This window comes from Bacteriovorax sp. As-1 (assembly GCF_058446905.1).
In genome coordinates this window covers 424,570-439,053 of record NZ_CP184341.1, presented here as the reverse complement: position 1 = coordinate 439,053, position 14,484 = coordinate 424,570, and the positions used below count along the sequence as shown (strand labels likewise).

Annotated in this window: 14 protein-coding genes and 1 pseudogene; 7 read left to right on the top strand and 8 right to left on the bottom strand. The window is 40.5% G+C overall.

Annotated features, from left to right (window positions below; all coding sequences use genetic code 11):
• The first annotated feature begins 89 nt into the window (after positions 1 to 89).
• The 5 genes from ACN20O_RS02215 to ACN20O_RS02195 all read left to right on the top strand — a co-directional run bounded on the left by ACN20O_RS02215 (position 90) and on the right by ACN20O_RS02195 (position 3,597).
• Positions 90 to 194 (top strand): cation transporter, encoded by a 105-nt coding sequence (locus tag ACN20O_RS02215; RefSeq protein WP_491636772.1) that lies wholly within the window; start codon positions 90 to 92, stop codon positions 192 to 194.
• Positions 149 to 472: a hypothetical protein gene (locus ACN20O_RS02210; protein ID WP_491639307.1), complete on the top strand. Its 324-nt coding sequence runs from the start codon at positions 149 to 151 to the stop codon at positions 470 to 472. The genes ACN20O_RS02215 and ACN20O_RS02210 overlap by 46 nt, the downstream gene beginning before the upstream one ends.
• A gap of 83 nt (positions 473 to 555) precedes the next feature.
• Positions 556 to 750 (top strand): hypothetical protein, encoded by a 195-nt coding sequence (locus ACN20O_RS02205; RefSeq protein WP_491636770.1) that lies wholly within the window; start codon positions 556 to 558, stop codon positions 748 to 750.
• A gap of 14 nt (positions 751 to 764) precedes the next feature.
• Positions 765 to 962 carry a P-type ATPase actuator domain-containing protein gene (locus ACN20O_RS02200; protein WP_491636768.1) on the top strand — a complete coding sequence of 66 codons (198 nt, stop codon included), beginning with the start codon at positions 765 to 767 and terminating at the stop codon, positions 960 to 962.
• A gap of 661 nt (positions 963 to 1,623) precedes the next feature.
• Positions 1,624 to 3,597 carry an SUMF1/EgtB/PvdO family nonheme iron enzyme gene (locus ACN20O_RS02195; protein ID WP_491636766.1) on the top strand — a complete coding sequence of 658 codons (1,974 nt, stop codon included), beginning with the start codon at positions 1,624 to 1,626 and terminating at the stop codon, positions 3,595 to 3,597.
• A gap of 932 nt (positions 3,598 to 4,529) precedes the next feature.
• Here the strand turns inward: ACN20O_RS02195 and ACN20O_RS02190 are convergent.
• The 3 genes from ACN20O_RS02190 to ACN20O_RS02180 form a co-directional block, all read right to left on the bottom strand.
• Positions 4,530 to 4,874, bottom strand: coding sequence for a hypothetical protein (locus ACN20O_RS02190; protein ID WP_491636764.1), 345 nt, complete (start codon positions 4,872 to 4,874; stop codon positions 4,530 to 4,532).
• 8 nt (positions 4,875 to 4,882) lie between these two features.
• Positions 4,883 to 6,217: a hypothetical protein gene (locus ACN20O_RS02185; RefSeq protein ID WP_491636762.1), complete on the bottom strand. Its 1,335-nt coding sequence runs from the start codon at positions 6,215 to 6,217 to the stop codon at positions 4,883 to 4,885.
• A gap of 132 nt (positions 6,218 to 6,349) precedes the next feature.
• Positions 6,350 to 6,985 (bottom strand): DUF1826 domain-containing protein, encoded by a 636-nt coding sequence (locus ACN20O_RS02180; RefSeq protein ID WP_491636760.1) that lies wholly within the window; start codon positions 6,983 to 6,985, stop codon positions 6,350 to 6,352.
• Positions 6,986 to 7,681: 696 nt separating this feature from the next.
• On the opposite strand from ACN20O_RS02180, the pseudogene ACN20O_RS02175 reads away from it, so the two are divergent.
• Both ACN20O_RS02175 and ACN20O_RS02170 read left to right on the top strand, forming a co-directional pair.
• Positions 7,682 to 7,768 (top strand): annotated as a pseudogene (locus ACN20O_RS02175) (SEC-C metal-binding domain-containing protein); the annotation flags it as partial.
• Positions 7,769 to 7,828: 60 nt separating this feature from the next.
• Complete coding sequence (locus tag ACN20O_RS02170) at positions 7,829 to 8,032, top strand: SEC-C metal-binding domain-containing protein (protein ID WP_142409200.1); 204 nt, start codon at positions 7,829 to 7,831, stop codon at positions 8,030 to 8,032.
• Between the two features lie 73 nt (positions 8,033 to 8,105).
• Here the strand turns inward: ACN20O_RS02170 and ACN20O_RS02165 are convergent, their stop codons facing one another.
• From ACN20O_RS02165 to ACN20O_RS02145, 5 genes are all read right to left on the bottom strand, one after another.
• Entirely contained in the window at positions 8,106 to 8,306 is a 201-nt protein-coding gene (locus ACN20O_RS02165; protein ID WP_491636758.1) for a hypothetical protein, read from the bottom strand.
• 115 nt (positions 8,307 to 8,421) lie between these two features.
• Complete coding sequence (locus ACN20O_RS02160) at positions 8,422 to 9,546, bottom strand: hybrid sensor histidine kinase/response regulator (RefSeq protein ID WP_491636757.1); 1,125 nt, start codon at positions 9,544 to 9,546, stop codon at positions 8,422 to 8,424.
• A complete protein-coding gene (locus tag ACN20O_RS02155; protein ID WP_491636756.1) occupies positions 9,543 to 10,121 on the bottom strand; it encodes a chemotaxis protein CheB in 579 nt (192 codons plus the stop codon). The genes ACN20O_RS02160 and ACN20O_RS02155 overlap by 4 nt, the downstream gene beginning before the upstream one ends.
• Positions 10,122 to 10,946 carry a CheR family methyltransferase gene (locus ACN20O_RS02150; RefSeq protein WP_491636754.1) on the bottom strand — a complete coding sequence of 275 codons (825 nt, stop codon included), beginning with the start codon at positions 10,944 to 10,946 and terminating at the stop codon, positions 10,122 to 10,124.
• Between the two features lie 3 nt (positions 10,947 to 10,949).
• Positions 10,950 to 14,438: a response regulator gene (locus ACN20O_RS02145; RefSeq protein WP_491636752.1), complete on the bottom strand. Its 3,489-nt coding sequence runs from the start codon at positions 14,436 to 14,438 to the stop codon at positions 10,950 to 10,952.
• Positions 14,439 to 14,484: the final 46 nt, after the last annotated feature.

The window sequence follows — 14,484 nt, the reverse complement described above, 5'->3', positions numbered from 1 at the left end:
AATTAATCTATAAAATCGTACACTTGAGAGGGAATGTCATAATTCCCTTCGATGTGTCGTATTTTTTACAGATATACCCATGGGGGGGGATGCTATTTAAGGAGAAGTTTATGTATGAATTTAAAGTAGAAGGTATGACCTGTGCCAGTTGCGTAAATCTTATAGAGTCAGTATTGCTAAAGATCAAGGTGTGATCAGCGCTTCAGTCAATCTTGCTACAGAGAAAGCGAAAATCAAGTACGTAGAAGGCTTGCTCAGTGAAGAAGATATTATCAGACTCATTGCAAAGGCTGGTTACAAAGCATCTAGGCCTAAAGCTAATATTAATGAAGAAATTAACGAAAAAGAAAAACTATTAAAAAAAGAACTTTTTAAATTATTAATTGCAACTCTGTTATCTGCACCTTTAGTTTTACCAATGATTTTTGAACCTTTTGGGTATGACTTTATGCTTTCGGGTGGCTGCAGTTAGTTCTGGCAACACCGGTACAATTCTGGTTAGGAGCTCGCTTTTATAAAGCTGCATGGAAGGCAGTTAAAGTACGTGCAGGAAATATGGATTTGCTTGTTTCGCTCGGAACGACTGCCGCTTATGGATTAAGTTTGTATCATTTATTTCTATATGGTGAACATGCCGGTCATGATGGATTAGGACCACTTTATTTTGAAAGTGCCGCTGTTGTAATTACTTTAGTACTTTTAGAAAATATCTTGAATCAAAAGCAAAACAACAAACATCTGCAGCGATAAAAGCACTTCAGTCATTGAGACCGGATATTGCCAGAGTAAAACGTGGGCAAAGCAGCGAAGTTGAAATGTCGATTGATGATTTAATTCTGGGAGATATTGTTGTCGTTCGACCTGGTGAAAAAATTCCAGTTGATGGAATTATAATCGCAGGTTCAACTCAAGTCGATGAGTCGTTTATTACTGGCCGAAATAACAAGAGATGTGATCATTGACAATTGTACTCAGAAAATTCTAGACCTATCAGATGAAAAGTTGACTCTTATAAAAGGAAATATTGATTCAATGACATAAGTGTTTACTGAAATTTACTTTTAATTGGAAGTCCCAAAGGCTTCCAATAAAAAAGCATTAATATTTCACCTCAAACGCCACTAAACGTTGTCAGAACCATTTTGGTCTCGTTCTTCAGATTGCAATAATTCGGCAATAAGTTCCTGATTTTTAAAATCCACAATTCTTCCTTAAAATATTACTTGGTTATGAACGATAATTGAAAGGAAGAAGTGAAATTGTAAAAATAAAGGTTATGCTATGAAAACGATTTTAGGACGAGTTGGTGGTAAGAATGGCTTGGTAATTGCGCTCACTTACTCACTCACCCCCTATAAGCTATTAAGCTACATCGTAGTTGTCGCTGTAGTATCGAGTTGCATAGGCAAAAACGAAGTCGAAGTAAATTTAAAAAAGGCAAAAAAATCCACGCCGAAAGAATCTCTAAACATTACCGTTTCAAATATCCAAGTAGTAAATCATCAAGTTGTTATCACGGGGACAAATTTAACCAATGTAAGTGGCTTTCAAATTAAAGAGGGAAGTACCAACACAAATTTACAAATTGAATCCCTTACATCAACAACGATCATTGCCAATACAATGTCGAATGTGACTTTTGCCGCAGGAAAAATATTTGATTTTATTTTTTCAAACGCACAGGCCGCTTCAACTTTTACCGTGAATTTTTCTTTATGTGATTCACTCTTAGGTGGGAAAGGTTTTGATTGTACCATCACACCAACTGATAAACAGGTTTTAGCTTACGATGCGGTTACGCAAAAATGGAAGCCAAAAAATGTGAACGGACTAGATTATAGAGGATCATGGGATGCTAACTCTTTAGACCCAGCGGCAACAACCGCAGGCGAATATTGGATTGTGAGTGTCGCAGGCGGTGCTTATCAAGTAGGTGACTGGCATGTATTTAACGGAACAACATTTGATCGCATAGATAATTCCCAAGCAATTCTGAGCGTGTTTGGAAGAACAGGTAATATTACAGCAGACTTAAATGATCTTAGTGACGTTGTTATTTCAGCACCGGCAAATGGCCAGTTCTTAAAATTTAATGGGACGAATTGGGTAAATGCCGCGAACACTTATACAGAAACTGATCCAAACGTCACAGCATTTGCTAAAACCACGCTTCCGACTTGTGGAGCTGGACAAGTATTAAAAGCAAATGGAACAAGTTTAAGTTGTGTAACTGATAGTACCGGTTCATTTGTTGATTGGTCAACAACAGGTGTGCAGACCATTGATCCATCAAGATTAAATCTTAGAGCACCAAGTGCTAGTAAAGCACTTGCAACCGATGGAAGTGGGTTTGTTGTCGCAAGCTCTGTTACAGGTACAGAGCTTGGATATCTCTCAGGAGTAACTAGCTCCATTCAAACTCAATTAAATGCTAAACAAGGAACACTTGGCACAGGCTCAGTTACATCAACTCATATTTTAGATGGAACAATAGCTGATGCTGATCTTGCTGGATCAATCGCCCAAAGTAAAATAACAAACCTCACGACTGATCTTGGGAACAAACAAAACACTTCAACTTTGGCGGCAGATGTAAGAGCAATTTTACTTGATGGATTATCAACAGCAACTAACGCCGTTATCACTGCAACGGATTCGATTCTTTCTGCCTTTGGAAAACTACAAAAGCAAATTACAGACCTTAATGGAACAACTTTAAAAACTACAGGTGGCACATTAACCATTGGAACAATTGACGGAGTTCCAAACCCATCAACAGCAAACCAAGTAGCTAATAAAGCCTATGTCGATAGCGTGGTTTCAACTCCCGCTGTCACTTGCCCGACAAATTATATTTTAGTTCCGGCCAATACTACATATTTTCCTAAGCAATTCTGTGTCGCCAAATATGAAATGAAAAACGATGGATATGGAACTGCAGTGTCTCAAGCGACCGGAACACCTTGGGTAAGTATTGACCGCCCAACTTCTAGAAGTAAATGCCAAGCACTAGGCTCTGGTTACGATATGATTTCAAACGATCAGTGGCAAACGATAGCGAGAAACATTGCAGGAGTTGCCAGCAATTGGGATTCTGGAACTGTCGCCTCTGGACAATTAAACCGAGGTCATTCAGACGGTACCCCTGCAAACCCGCTTGCCGCTTCAGCAGATGATGTAAATGGAAATTGTTCTGGAACAGGCGAGACATGTTCGAGCTCAACTTGGAACAGCCAAAGACGTACCCACACGCTTTCAAACGAAAACGTGATCTGGGACTTCGCTGGCAACGTCTGGGAATGGGTAACAAACGACTCTAACGTCTCTAATGGAGCCGATGGATATATTTCTACTATGAGTGGTGGTGATATAAGACAAACTCGTTATGGGGCTGCTTCAGGCACTATATGTGAAACTCCAGGAAGCTCACCCTATTGTGGCATGGGGTACGGGGCGTTTAATTACACTGGTGGTGCCGTCTTACGCGGTGGCAGCTGGGCCAGCGGCGTGAACGCGGGCGTGTTTGTGTCGCATTTGGGCAACGCTCCTACGGATACGGGCACGGGCATGGGCTTCCGCTGTGTGTTCGTCCCGTAATGTGCATTTATCCGCGCAGCGAAATGAGGATAATGTGGAGAGCCCTTGAGGCAAGTTCTTGGAGGGCGTAAGCCCCTTGGAAGTGCGAAGCACTCTTGGTTCTTGGGAGATTTTTTTGAACTAGGAATTGAGACTGAACTGAGTAGAAAAAGTTTGAGAAGTTAAACATTTCGGAAAGTTTCCGAATTAGCACTGAGTCAGTTTCCGAAAATTTCCGAATGATTCGGAAAAGAACTCGCGAAGTTAAAAATTGAAAAAAATCCATGGATGGAGAAGTTTTGAAAAAATCAGGTAAAGAAATTTCAGTAAAAAAAGCATCTCAACTCCTTAATTTGAGCGAGAGAACGGTCTTAAATTTCATCAAACAAAAAAAAGATCGAAGCAATCAAAGTCGGGCGAGATTGGTTTATTGACTACGCTAGTTTTATCTCGTTTTCGGAAAAATATGAGTTCGAGATGGCAAACCTTTCGGAAAGTTTCGGAAACATTCCGAAAGATTCGGAAATGATTCTTAAAATGCAGAGACCTTTCCGAAAAGAAACAACGAAGTTAAGCTAAAAAATCACCTTTCAAGCCTTAGGGTTTATGAATTAGCAAAAAATATTATACCTCCCGAAACAATAAATTTAAAAAATCCAAATCCAATTGATGAGCGAATTCAGGCACTCATTTTTAATACACTTGAATCTATTGGCTCAGGCTTTTACGCCTATTCCTGAAAACTGGAAAGGTTTTTTGAGTCAAAAGGATGGAAGTTAAATCAAGAGAGATTTTATTATGAACTTTCTGAAGAACTAAAAAGGCCCACTCCTTTTCCTCTCATATTTAAGCTTGTCGCCGCCATTAAAGGAAAAGAGTGGGCAAGACCATTTAGAAAAATGTCTGGTTATCTCTTATGGGAGAGAGACTCTCAAGAGAAATCCTAGGATCGATTATTCGTTTCCGCGAATACAAGTCAGTCCGACGTAGTCTTTTACACCTTGAGCAGATGAAACCTGCACACTTGAAGTAAAGCGGTCTCCCGGATTGGCAAAACTTGAGTCTTTAATTGTTAAACGAACTGAAGCCGCTGGATTTGTCGTGTTAGCAGCAAAGACAGTGTCAAATGTCGCTGTCATTTTTAAGTTCTGAGTAACAGTGTTAAATCCATTTCCAACAATTTTCATTTCGGAAGGATTCGCAGAAACGTCAATTGAAAAGCCTGCGCCTGAACAGTTGTAAAGGCCTGCAAAACTTAGTGTTGGAACAAGAGAAAGAGCGATAATCATTTTTTTCATAAAAGTCCTTACATAGCGATAGTGATAACGTTTTTATTATATTTAATATCTTTGGAAATTAAACTTCTCTTTAAAAAGTACATAAGCATGCTGACAGATGTAAAGCCCAGAGGCAGCTTTGTATCAGTCACTGTAATAACCAGCTCATTTTTAGTTTCATTGAAGTTCACTAGCCCATAAATTGAAACGCGCGAGTTAAACCCCAGGATCTTAACGTCGGCCTGAACGATCAAATCACCAGCAGAAGAGCTGATAGCGATTTTTTTAATCGAGCTTCCTTTTTTGTCATCTGGTTTTGTCGTTTTAATTTCGCCAATAGAGATGCGGGCGTATGTCGTGCAGTCTTTAAGAACCTGGTTTAGTTCCAGCAAGTCGGTGTCAGTTTCCTTTTTGCAGTTTAATAACATGTCATTGATAAAAGTCGTTGATGCCGGGTCAGAAAGGGCCCCGTTATTAAGTGAAAGATAAACAATCTTATCTTGAACTGTGATGTCTTTAATATCTAGGTCAAATTTACTCTTAGCTTCGTTGTCGATCAAGTTGGCCTTCATAGGGGCCACTTTGATTTTGTTTAAACAGTCTTTTTGAAGCTTCTCAATGTTTAGTTCTTTGAGAGCAGGGTCTTTTGCACAATCAGCGACAACCTGACTGGTCTTAATGATGTAGGTGCCGTTACTGACAGTTTCTGTCTGATCCAGCTTGAAAGAGAGTTTATCTTTTCTGATATCAAAAGACTTTACGTTTGATTTTAGTGTGGTTTTATCACCTGTTAATGTGTTGAGGCCTTTGTATTCAAGAATGGCAGTGTCATTTGCAAGGGCATAACTTCCGTTAAGAGTTAAATAGCTCGCGCAGTTTTCCATGATGTCGTTTGAACTTCCGCCAGGTGTTCCTTCCAACACTGGAGTCTGGCAGTAAAGGCGGAAATTTTTCATATTGATGCTGTTTTCTGCATCGACGTAGGCCACATGTTCACCGGCAAGATTGAGTTGAGTTTCATCAAGAATAAGTTTTGAATTGGTAAGTTCAAGAGTGTTGATCGTTCCTAAAAGGCTCCCAGCTTCCAGAGTGAAACCGTAGTTTCCAAATTGAGTCGTAAAACCAAGGAAAGTTGGTCTGATAAAAATTTGTGAATCAAAAAAGTTATTTACGTTATTGATGTTTAGGATAATGCCGTTGTTATTTACATTGGCACTCTTAAAAATCAGAGTTCCAGCTTTACCCACACCTTTAACCGGGCGCTGGAAACGAAGACTGTCGATAGTAAGATCGGCCGATAATTTGGTCTCAGCAAAAGAGACAAGAGGCATGAGCATTATTAAAAATGGAAATAGCTTTTTCATAGGGTCTCATCAGTTGAATAATTTGATGTGACCTTAACTAAAGGGATTGGGATCGGGTAGCCCGTATGTAAAAAAGACAATAAGTAAAACCTTTCGTTTTTGAGATGTTACAATACTATCCGGGATGTCTCGTTAGAATATTGATTCGATTCTTAGCAAGACTCTTTTTTCTTTAGTCACAGATACCGGAGGAGAGGCATGTGCGATGGTCTGGTTGAAAGCCGTTGGGTGGGCGTGACCTTTTAAAAGTGTGATCGTTTGAGGTGAAACCTTTTGGATCTGGTTTTGGTTTTTAATGACCTCTTCGTTTCTTCCTTTACCTAAGTTTTCACGTCTCACATTTTCTTCATAGGCCCAAAGTGTGCCTGTTCCGATGAGGTTATAGACAAGTCTCAAGGAATTCATATCACAATGAAAGTACTCACACATATCTCCTTGGACTTTTTCCAGGTTGAGCCCCAGGTCGGGAGCATCTGAGATATCTGCATAGTGGAAAGTCAGAGTTTTGATGTAATTGATGAATTCCATCTTTTCCTCGTTGTCGTCAAGAATATAGAAAATCTCATCTAGTTGCTTGATTGATTCATCGAAATTGTCTTTTGAAATGATACATTTGAACATTTGGGGAAGTTCTTCGAAATTTTTCTCCAAATAAATTTTTATGTTTTGAGGTTCAAAGGGAGCGACACTCATAAGAGCAATGTTGTATTCCTTTTGATGAATTGTGGAGAGTTCTTCAAATGTTATAGAGTTGAGTGCCGTAGGCATAATTTGTCCTTTTTGCAATTGATTTGCATTATTTGACTTTGCCGAATATTGCAATTCATTTGTAAATATGGCAAGAACAACTAGAAGTGTCATAAATAAATTTTGACCAGTATCGCCCCCTGTAGCATACTTGTAGGTGGCTATGAGTTTTAATTCTACGGGAGAATCGAAATGGCAGTGAAGAAGAAAGTAGCAAAAAAAGCGGCATCTAAAAAAGTTGTAAAAAAAGCAGCAAAGAAAAATGTAAAGAAAACTGTAAAGAAGGCTGCTGCGAAAAAAGCAACACCAAAAAAGGCAGCAAAAAAAGTTGCTAAAAAAACTGAAAAGAAAACTGCTAAAAAAGCAGCTAAAAAAGTAGTCGCAAAAAAAGCAGCTCCAAAAAAGGCAGCAACAAAAACAGCAAAAAAAGTTGTAGCGAAAAAAGCGCCAGCAACAAAAGCATTAAAGGCGCCAGCTAAAAAAGTTGAAGCAAAAGCAGCTCCAAAAAAAGTAGCAAAGCCTGCAGCAAAGCCAGTAGCTAAAAAAGCTCCTGAGGCAAAAACGATTTCAATTCCAGTAGGAACTGAAAATAAAAACATTAAGACAATCGAACAAAACGATTTCCTTAAACTAAAAATCGCTAAGACTATGCATGATGATCCAAACCCACATGGACACGAGCAAGGGCCGGAAGTAGAGCACGAGCCTCTTACTCCAATCGTCAGAGAAACTCCGAAAGTTGGTCGTAATGAGCCATGTCCTTGCGGAAGCGGCTTGAAATATAAAAAATGTCACGGTAAATAGATCCATACGAAAGGCCGGTTTTCCGGCCTTTTCTTTTTTAGTTTTTGTTACGGAGTCAAAATGAATTCAACTAAAGAACAAGAAAAAGTCTCTGAAGAGACCAAAGCACACGACCATGGTCACGTTCATATTCACGGACCTCATTGCAATCACCATCATCATGAACCTTTAAAACCGATCATGCGTGATCAACCGAAAGTCGGTCGCAATGATCCTTGCACATGTGGAAGTCAGAAGAAATTTAAGAAGTGTTGTGGAGCTTAATTCACGACAAAGACGGGGAAGGAGAACAAGCCTTCCCCGCCGATTAAAAAGGAGAGTGCCAGAAGCTAATTACTTAGTGCTGGGCTTTCGAAGCTGGCTGCGTGGCCGATGGCTGACCTAACTTCTCCTTAACACATGCCTTTAAATCATTTTTTGTTTTTCCTTCAGCTTTGCATGATTCAACTGCTACTTTTCTTTGTTCTCTGTTGATTTTTGTGCCGGCAAAAGCAGTCATTGAAGTTAAAGCTAAAGCAATCATTAGTGCATTTTTCATATCTATCTCCTGTGTGTCTCTAGTCACTCGTTGTGAATGGCCAATCTGATGAGTTCATAGTGCGCTCAGGATATTAATAGGATATTTAATTGGGATTAAAAAAAATTAATGCCTTTTATTCGCTAACTGCAGGGAAAGAGACAATGAACATTGTTCCTTTACCCAAGTTGCTTTCTACGGCAATGGCCCCGCGATGAGCATCCATGATCTGCTTTGCAATGTAGAGACCTAATCCCAAACCACTGACATGTTCACTGTTGCTACCTCTTTTAAAACGTTCAAAAACGCATAGAAGTTTTTCTTTTGGAATTCCTGGGCCTTCATCTTTGATTTTTAAAATGGCACTGGCGCCTTCTTGTTTTAGGCAGATTTCAAGGTTAGAGCCCGGAGCGTATTTAAAGGCATTGGATAAAAGGTTCACTACAACTTGCTCGGCCCTAAAAGGATCGCAATAAACCATGACCGGGTCCTGGATATCGATCTTAATGGATTTCATGGCCCCCAATTGGTCAGAGTATCGGTCAAGTACTTCAGTCATCAGAGTTGCGAAGTTTACTTTAATAGGCTCCACTGTCAGAGTCCCTGCACGGATTTTTGTAGCATCCAGCAGGTCATCGATCAGGTGGGTAAGTTTATCGAGCTGTTTACCTGAGTTCGTGAAAATCTTTTTAAGCTTTTCAGAAGTAAAAGCTTTCATGTCCATTTTTTCATAATTCCTCATCGCCAGTTGGTTTTGCAGGCGAAGAGAAGTGATCGGCGTCTTTAATTCGTGAGAAGCAATAGAGAGGAAATCGTCGCGCCACTTAAGTGCCTGCGAGAGCTGGTCAATTTGATTTTGAATAATGAGCTTTTGTTTTTCGAGTTCTTTAAAAACTTTTACCTTACTTTTTACAATTCTGATATCCAGTGGTTTGTATAAGAAATCTACGGCACCGGCATCGTATCCCATGAAAGTGTGTTGGGCATCAATAGCTCCGGCGGTCACGAAGATGATAGGAATCGATTTGGTTTTTTCTTTCCCACGCATCAATTCTGCCAGTTCAAAGCCGTTCATTTCCGGCATTTGAACATCGAGGATAGCGAGGGCGAAGCCGTGAACTAAAAGTAGTTCAAGGGCCTCGATTCCAGACTGAGCTTTGTAGATGTTAACATCTTTTTCCTGAAGAATGTTCTCCAAAGAAATCAAGTTCTCAGGTTTGTCGTCAACAATAAGGATGTTGATGGTGTTTTCAGTACTCATAATGTTCCTTCTAATCCGGCCAGGAAAGTGCTCATTTCTTTAATAGACATGACATAATCCGGTTTGGCCTTTTTAAATGCCGCTTGAGGCATTGTCGGGTATTGAGCATCGCGAGGGTCTTGAGTGATCGCGAGTCCTTTAAAATGTTTAATTGTCCATAGGCCATGAGCTCCATCTTCATTGGCACCTGTAAGAACGATTCCTAAGAGAGAGTTTTTATAAGCTTCAGCGGCCGTCTCCATTGTAATGTCGAGTGAGGGACGGGCATACTGGACTTTTTCTTCAGTCGAGAGACTGAAAGTAAAATCGTGCTCAACCAGAAGGTGATAATCGGCCGGGGCAAAATAAATATGCTTAGGCATAATGGGCTCTTTTTCATCAGCTTCTTTGAGTGTTATCCCTGGAGGAGCATAAAAGGCATTAGGGATGAACTGGTATTCACCTAAATGCAGGACAACAATCATGGGAATAGAGAAATGCTCTGGAAGGTTTTTGAAAAGTGCATTGAGCGCAGTCACACCACCAGCAGAAGCACCGATAAAAATGGCCTTAATGTGAGGCTTGTGGTGTTTCATCTATTTAAGCTTCCTGTAAATTCTCTCATTGATGGCCCATGGTTCAAAGGCCGAGCTCATTGAAGAAAATTTTAAGCTTTCTTTTGAACCAATTCCCAGAAATCCTTTCATCGACAAGGAGTCGTGAAAAAGAGTGATGGCACGGTTTTGTAATTTTTTATCAAAATAAATGAGTACGTTTCGACATGAGACAAACTGCATTTCAGAAAACACCGAGTCTGTGGCCAAGCTATGGTCAGCGAAGATGATATTCTTTTTTAATGACTGATCTATCGCCGCTGCATTGTAGTCGGCAGTGTAGTAGTCAGTAAAAGCATGTAGTCCACCGGCTTGCTGGTAGTTCTGCGTGTACTTTTTGATATCTTCCAGTCGGTAAATACCTTGCTGTGCCCTCTCGAGAGAGAGAGGGTTGATGTCGGTAGCATAAATCATCACACGCTCTAAAAGACCCTCTTCTTTAAGAATGATAGCAAATGAATAAGCTTCTTCTCCAGTGCTGCAGCCAGCGACCCAAATTTTAATCGATGGATAAGACTTCAGGTAGGGAACAACTTTTTCTCTGAAAGCTTTAAAGTATAAAGGGTCTCTGAACATTTCTGTGGTTGAAATGGTCATATGTTGTAAAATGGCCGTAAAAAACTCCGGCTCATGTAGAACTTTTTCCTGAAGAGCTGATATGGTTTTTATATTGTGAGTGATAAGGGCGTTGGAAAGTCTTCTTTTAACCGAGGCAAGACTGTACTGTCTGAAGTCGTACTTGTACTTCATAAAGACTGCTTCAATAAAAAGCTTTACTTCAATGTCGAAGACTTGTCCTTCCATCATTGTTTATATTCGTCCGTTTTGCGGCATCCACACTCTTAAAAGAGAAAGGAGCTTGTTTAAATCAACTGGCTTTGACAGGTAGTCATTGGCGCCGGCCTCACGGCATTTCTCCTGGTCATCGGCCATCGCTTTAGCGGTGACGGCAATGATAGGGAGTTTTGCGAATCGCTGATCTTTTCTGATTTCTCTGGTGGCCGTATATCCGTCCATTTCGGGCATCATGATATCCATTAACACCAGGTCAATTCCCAGGTCGCTTTTCACTTTATCCAGGGCCTCTTTTCCGTTTCTTGCTGTTTCAATAACCGCACCTTGTCCTTCAAGCGCAGCACTTAGGGCAAAGATATTTCGGACGTCATCGTCGGCCAGGAGGATCTTTTTTCCTTCAAAGATTTTTTCTCTGCTGCGAAGTTTTTGTAGCAACTTCTGGCGCTCTTTTGGAAGTTTGTCTTCTACCTGATGAAGGAAGAGACTGACTTCGCTGAAAAGTCTTTCAGGCGAGTGAGCACCTTTTAAAATAATGGACTGCGAGTATCTTTGTAGTTTTTGCTCTTCTGTTTTAGAAAGGTCTTTTCCTGTGTAGACAATAACTGGAGGGGAGTAGATGCCTTCAGTCGCAGTCATTTTTTCCAAGAGTTCATACCCTGTCATACCTGGAAGATTTAAATCTAATATCATACAGTCGAATGAATGCTTCTTTAGAGATTCAAGAGCGCTTGTCGCATTTTCTGCCATAATAACTTCGACCGTCTTGTCTTGAATAAGTTCTTTAATGCTTTCTCTTTGAACTTTATTGTCTTCAACCACCAGAACCTTCTTTAGCCCATGAGTGAGTTTTTCTTCCATTTTGGAAATGGCCATCTTGATGTCGTTGAGGGAAACCGGTTTTTTCAGGTAACCAACAGCTCCCATTTTAAGCGCCATGTTGGCATGGTCCAAAGCAGAGATAATGTGAATAGGGATGTGGCTGGTTTTTGGATTGTATTTTAAATCATCAATAACCGTCAGACCGCTTCTGTCTGGCAGATGCATATCTAGCAGAATCGCTTGCGGTAAGAATTCTTCTGCCATTTTTAAAGCTTCATCTGCACTCTGTGCCACAAGGCAATTGAATTTAAGTTCATGGCCCAGGTCGTATAAAATTTTAGAGAAGTTAGTGTCATCTTCAACAACTAAAAGGATTTTAATCTTGTCGTTAATTCTATTTCTATCATCCTCAAAAGGAAGAGGACTGTACTCCATTGGAGGAAGAGGCCCTTTCGCTTTTGGAGTGATGACTGGAGTAGGTGTGATAACGGATTTTTCTAAACGCGATGGAAGAGTTGCTTCTGAAAGAGCATCGGCATCGTGTTTTTCGGGAAGATTAAGAGTAAAGACACTTCCTTTTCCTGGTTCACTGCTAACGGAAATAGTGCCACCCAAAAGTTTTGCCAGGTCTTTAGAGATTGTAAGCCCAAGGCCTGTTCCACCAAAACGACGGCTGGTTGTCCCGTCTGCCTGCTTGAAAGCATCAAAGATAATCTCTTGTTGTTCGAATGGAATACCAATTCCTGTATCGATGACTGAAAAATCAATGCGGCCATTTCTGGTCATAATACGAATGGTGACTGAACCTTTGTCGGTGAACTTAATCGCGTTTGATACTAAGTTTTTTAAGATTTGCTCTAATCTCTGACGGTCCTGGAAAATAGAAGCAGGAGTGCCAGGAGCAATGTTGATTTTGAATTCAATATTCTTATTTTGAGCAATTGGTTTAAACAGTCTTTCCATGCTGTCAGAGAAATCTCTTATGATAATATCTTCTGGCTCAAGATCAATTTTTCCGGCCTCAACTTTTGAAAGATCAAGAATGTCATTGATCAGGTTGAGTAGGTCGTTGCTCGAAGAGAAGATAGTTTGAGCAAATTCTTTTTCTTCATCGCCCAGCCTTTGACGTTTATCTTCAAGGAGAAGCTGAGAAAGAATTAGTGTACTGTTTAGCGGCGTTCTTAACTCGTGAGACATGTTGGCCAGGAACTGACTCTTGTATTGGCTCGATTGCTCAAGTTCGCGGGCCTTGTGTTCAAGTCTTAACTGCGCCTGACGAAGCTCTTCGTTTTTGCGATTGACTTCATCGGACTGAGCTTCAAGCTCAATACTTTGTTTTGCCAGCTGCTGATTCGTTTGTTCAAGCTCAGATTGCTGTGTTTCAAGCTTTAACTGAGACTCTCTAAGAGCATTGGTTTGCTCTTCAAGCTCTTCGTTGTTGGCCTGAAGCTCTTCTTGCTGCGCCTGAAGCTCTTCTGTTTGTCTTTGTGATTCTTCCAGAAGATTATTTAAAGTCGCGCGGTACTCAGCAGAGCGAAGAGCGATCGCGATGCTGTCAGCGACTTCGTCTAAGTACTCCAGCACTCTGTCTGAAACATGGTCAAGAAATCCGATTTCCAAAACGCCTTTAATTGCTTTTTCTGCGATAAGTGGAAGTAGAACAATTTGATTTGGTTTTGCAGACATGACTGTTGAAGAGACAGTGAGGTATCGCTCTGGGATATCAGAGATCACAATGAGGCGTCTCTCAAGAGCAGTTTGCCCAACTAGTCCTTCACCAAATTTTACAATGGCAGTTTCCGGGTCTTTGGTAAAAGCATAGGTGCCCGTTCTGCGCAACATACCTGATTCGGCATTGTAAAGTGCTCCAACTTTTCCATCGATACGATTGCAGAGATACTGAAGAACTCTATTTGAAAGTTCTTCAACTGAAATGTCTCCGCTGATACTGTCCATTAATTCAGTTTTTCCAGTTTGAATCCATTCCTGCGCTTCTAAGGCTTGGTTTTGTTCAAGTTGTTTTTGGATAACACTGTTGTATGTTGATGATAGGGATGTAAGTTGCCTTCTGGTAAAAAGAGCAATAGCGATTCCACCGATAATACTACAACCAAGGATAACAGAGAGGGCGAGTTTGATCGTATCCTGTGTTTCTTGATTTCTTTTGTCGCGAAGAGTGGTTTCGACTTCATCAAAACGGGTGAAGATGGCACGAATTGCATCCATGCGTTTTTTCCCTTCAGCGGCAGGAAGGAGTTTTTCAATGTCTTTGTTAGTGTGTCTTAACTCGATGGCCTTAGCGCCATATTCATTATTCCAGGCATTGAATGCAATTTGCATGTCTTTAGCACGATTGGTTTGGCCAAGATTATCCTCGGTCATCTCAATGAGTTTATTGAATTGCTCTGGCCCTCTTTCAATGGTTGCAGTGTAAGGCTCGAGATAAGTTTCATCCCCCGTGAGTAAATATCCTCTCACTCCAGTTTCAGCATTAACCATCAACTTCATATTCTCATTGACCTGTCTTAAGACACGGGCACTTTGAACAACCAGCTGATTGGCCGCTAAAAGTTGGAAGATGATATAGACAAAAATTCCTGAAAGGATAAAGGAGCCGACAACTGGAATAACAACGGTACGAGTACTAAAGCGTTTGAAAGTGTTTGGATCAATTGCATGTTTCATAAGGCAAACTTATCACTTGATTCGGGAAGTTTAAAGTTTAAACCTT

What these genes read in the sequence shown, in the direction of transcription:
- ACN20O_RS02155 (WP_491636756.1), bottom strand. Translation starts at nt 10,121, where the DNA reads ATGAAACACCACAAGCCTCACATTAAGGCCATTTTTATCGGTGCTTCT.
- ACN20O_RS02195 (WP_491636766.1), top strand. Translation starts at nt 1,624, where the DNA reads ATGTCGAATGTGACTTTTGCCGCAGGAAAAATATTTGATTTTATTTTT.
- ACN20O_RS02145 (WP_491636752.1), bottom strand. Translation starts at nt 14,438, where the DNA reads ATGAAACATGCAATTGATCCAAACACTTTCAAACGCTTTAGTACTCGT.
- ACN20O_RS02205 (WP_491636770.1), top strand. Translation starts at nt 556, where the DNA reads ATGGATTTGCTTGTTTCGCTCGGAACGACTGCCGCTTATGGATTAAGT.
- ACN20O_RS02215 (WP_491636772.1), top strand. Translation starts at nt 90, where the DNA reads ATGCTATTTAAGGAGAAGTTTATGTATGAATTTAAAGTAGAAGGTATG.
- ACN20O_RS02170 (WP_142409200.1), top strand. Translation starts at nt 7,829, where the DNA reads ATGAATTCAACTAAAGAACAAGAAAAAGTCTCTGAAGAGACCAAAGCA.
- ACN20O_RS02160 (WP_491636757.1), bottom strand. Translation starts at nt 9,546, where the DNA reads ATGAGTACTGAAAACACCATCAACATCCTTATTGTTGACGACAAACCT.
- ACN20O_RS02190 (WP_491636764.1), bottom strand. Translation starts at nt 4,874, where the DNA reads ATGAAAAAAATGATTATCGCTCTTTCTCTTGTTCCAACACTAAGTTTT.
- ACN20O_RS02165 (WP_491636758.1), bottom strand. Translation starts at nt 8,306, where the DNA reads ATGAAAAATGCACTAATGATTGCTTTAGCTTTAACTTCAATGACTGCT.
- ACN20O_RS02185 (WP_491636762.1), bottom strand. Translation starts at nt 6,217, where the DNA reads ATGAAAAAGCTATTTCCATTTTTAATAATGCTCATGCCTCTTGTCTCT.
- ACN20O_RS02150 (WP_491636754.1), bottom strand. Translation starts at nt 10,946, where the DNA reads ATGATGGAAGGACAAGTCTTCGACATTGAAGTAAAGCTTTTTATTGAA.
- ACN20O_RS02180 (WP_491636760.1), bottom strand. Translation starts at nt 6,985, where the DNA reads ATGCCTACGGCACTCAACTCTATAACATTTGAAGAACTCTCCACAATT.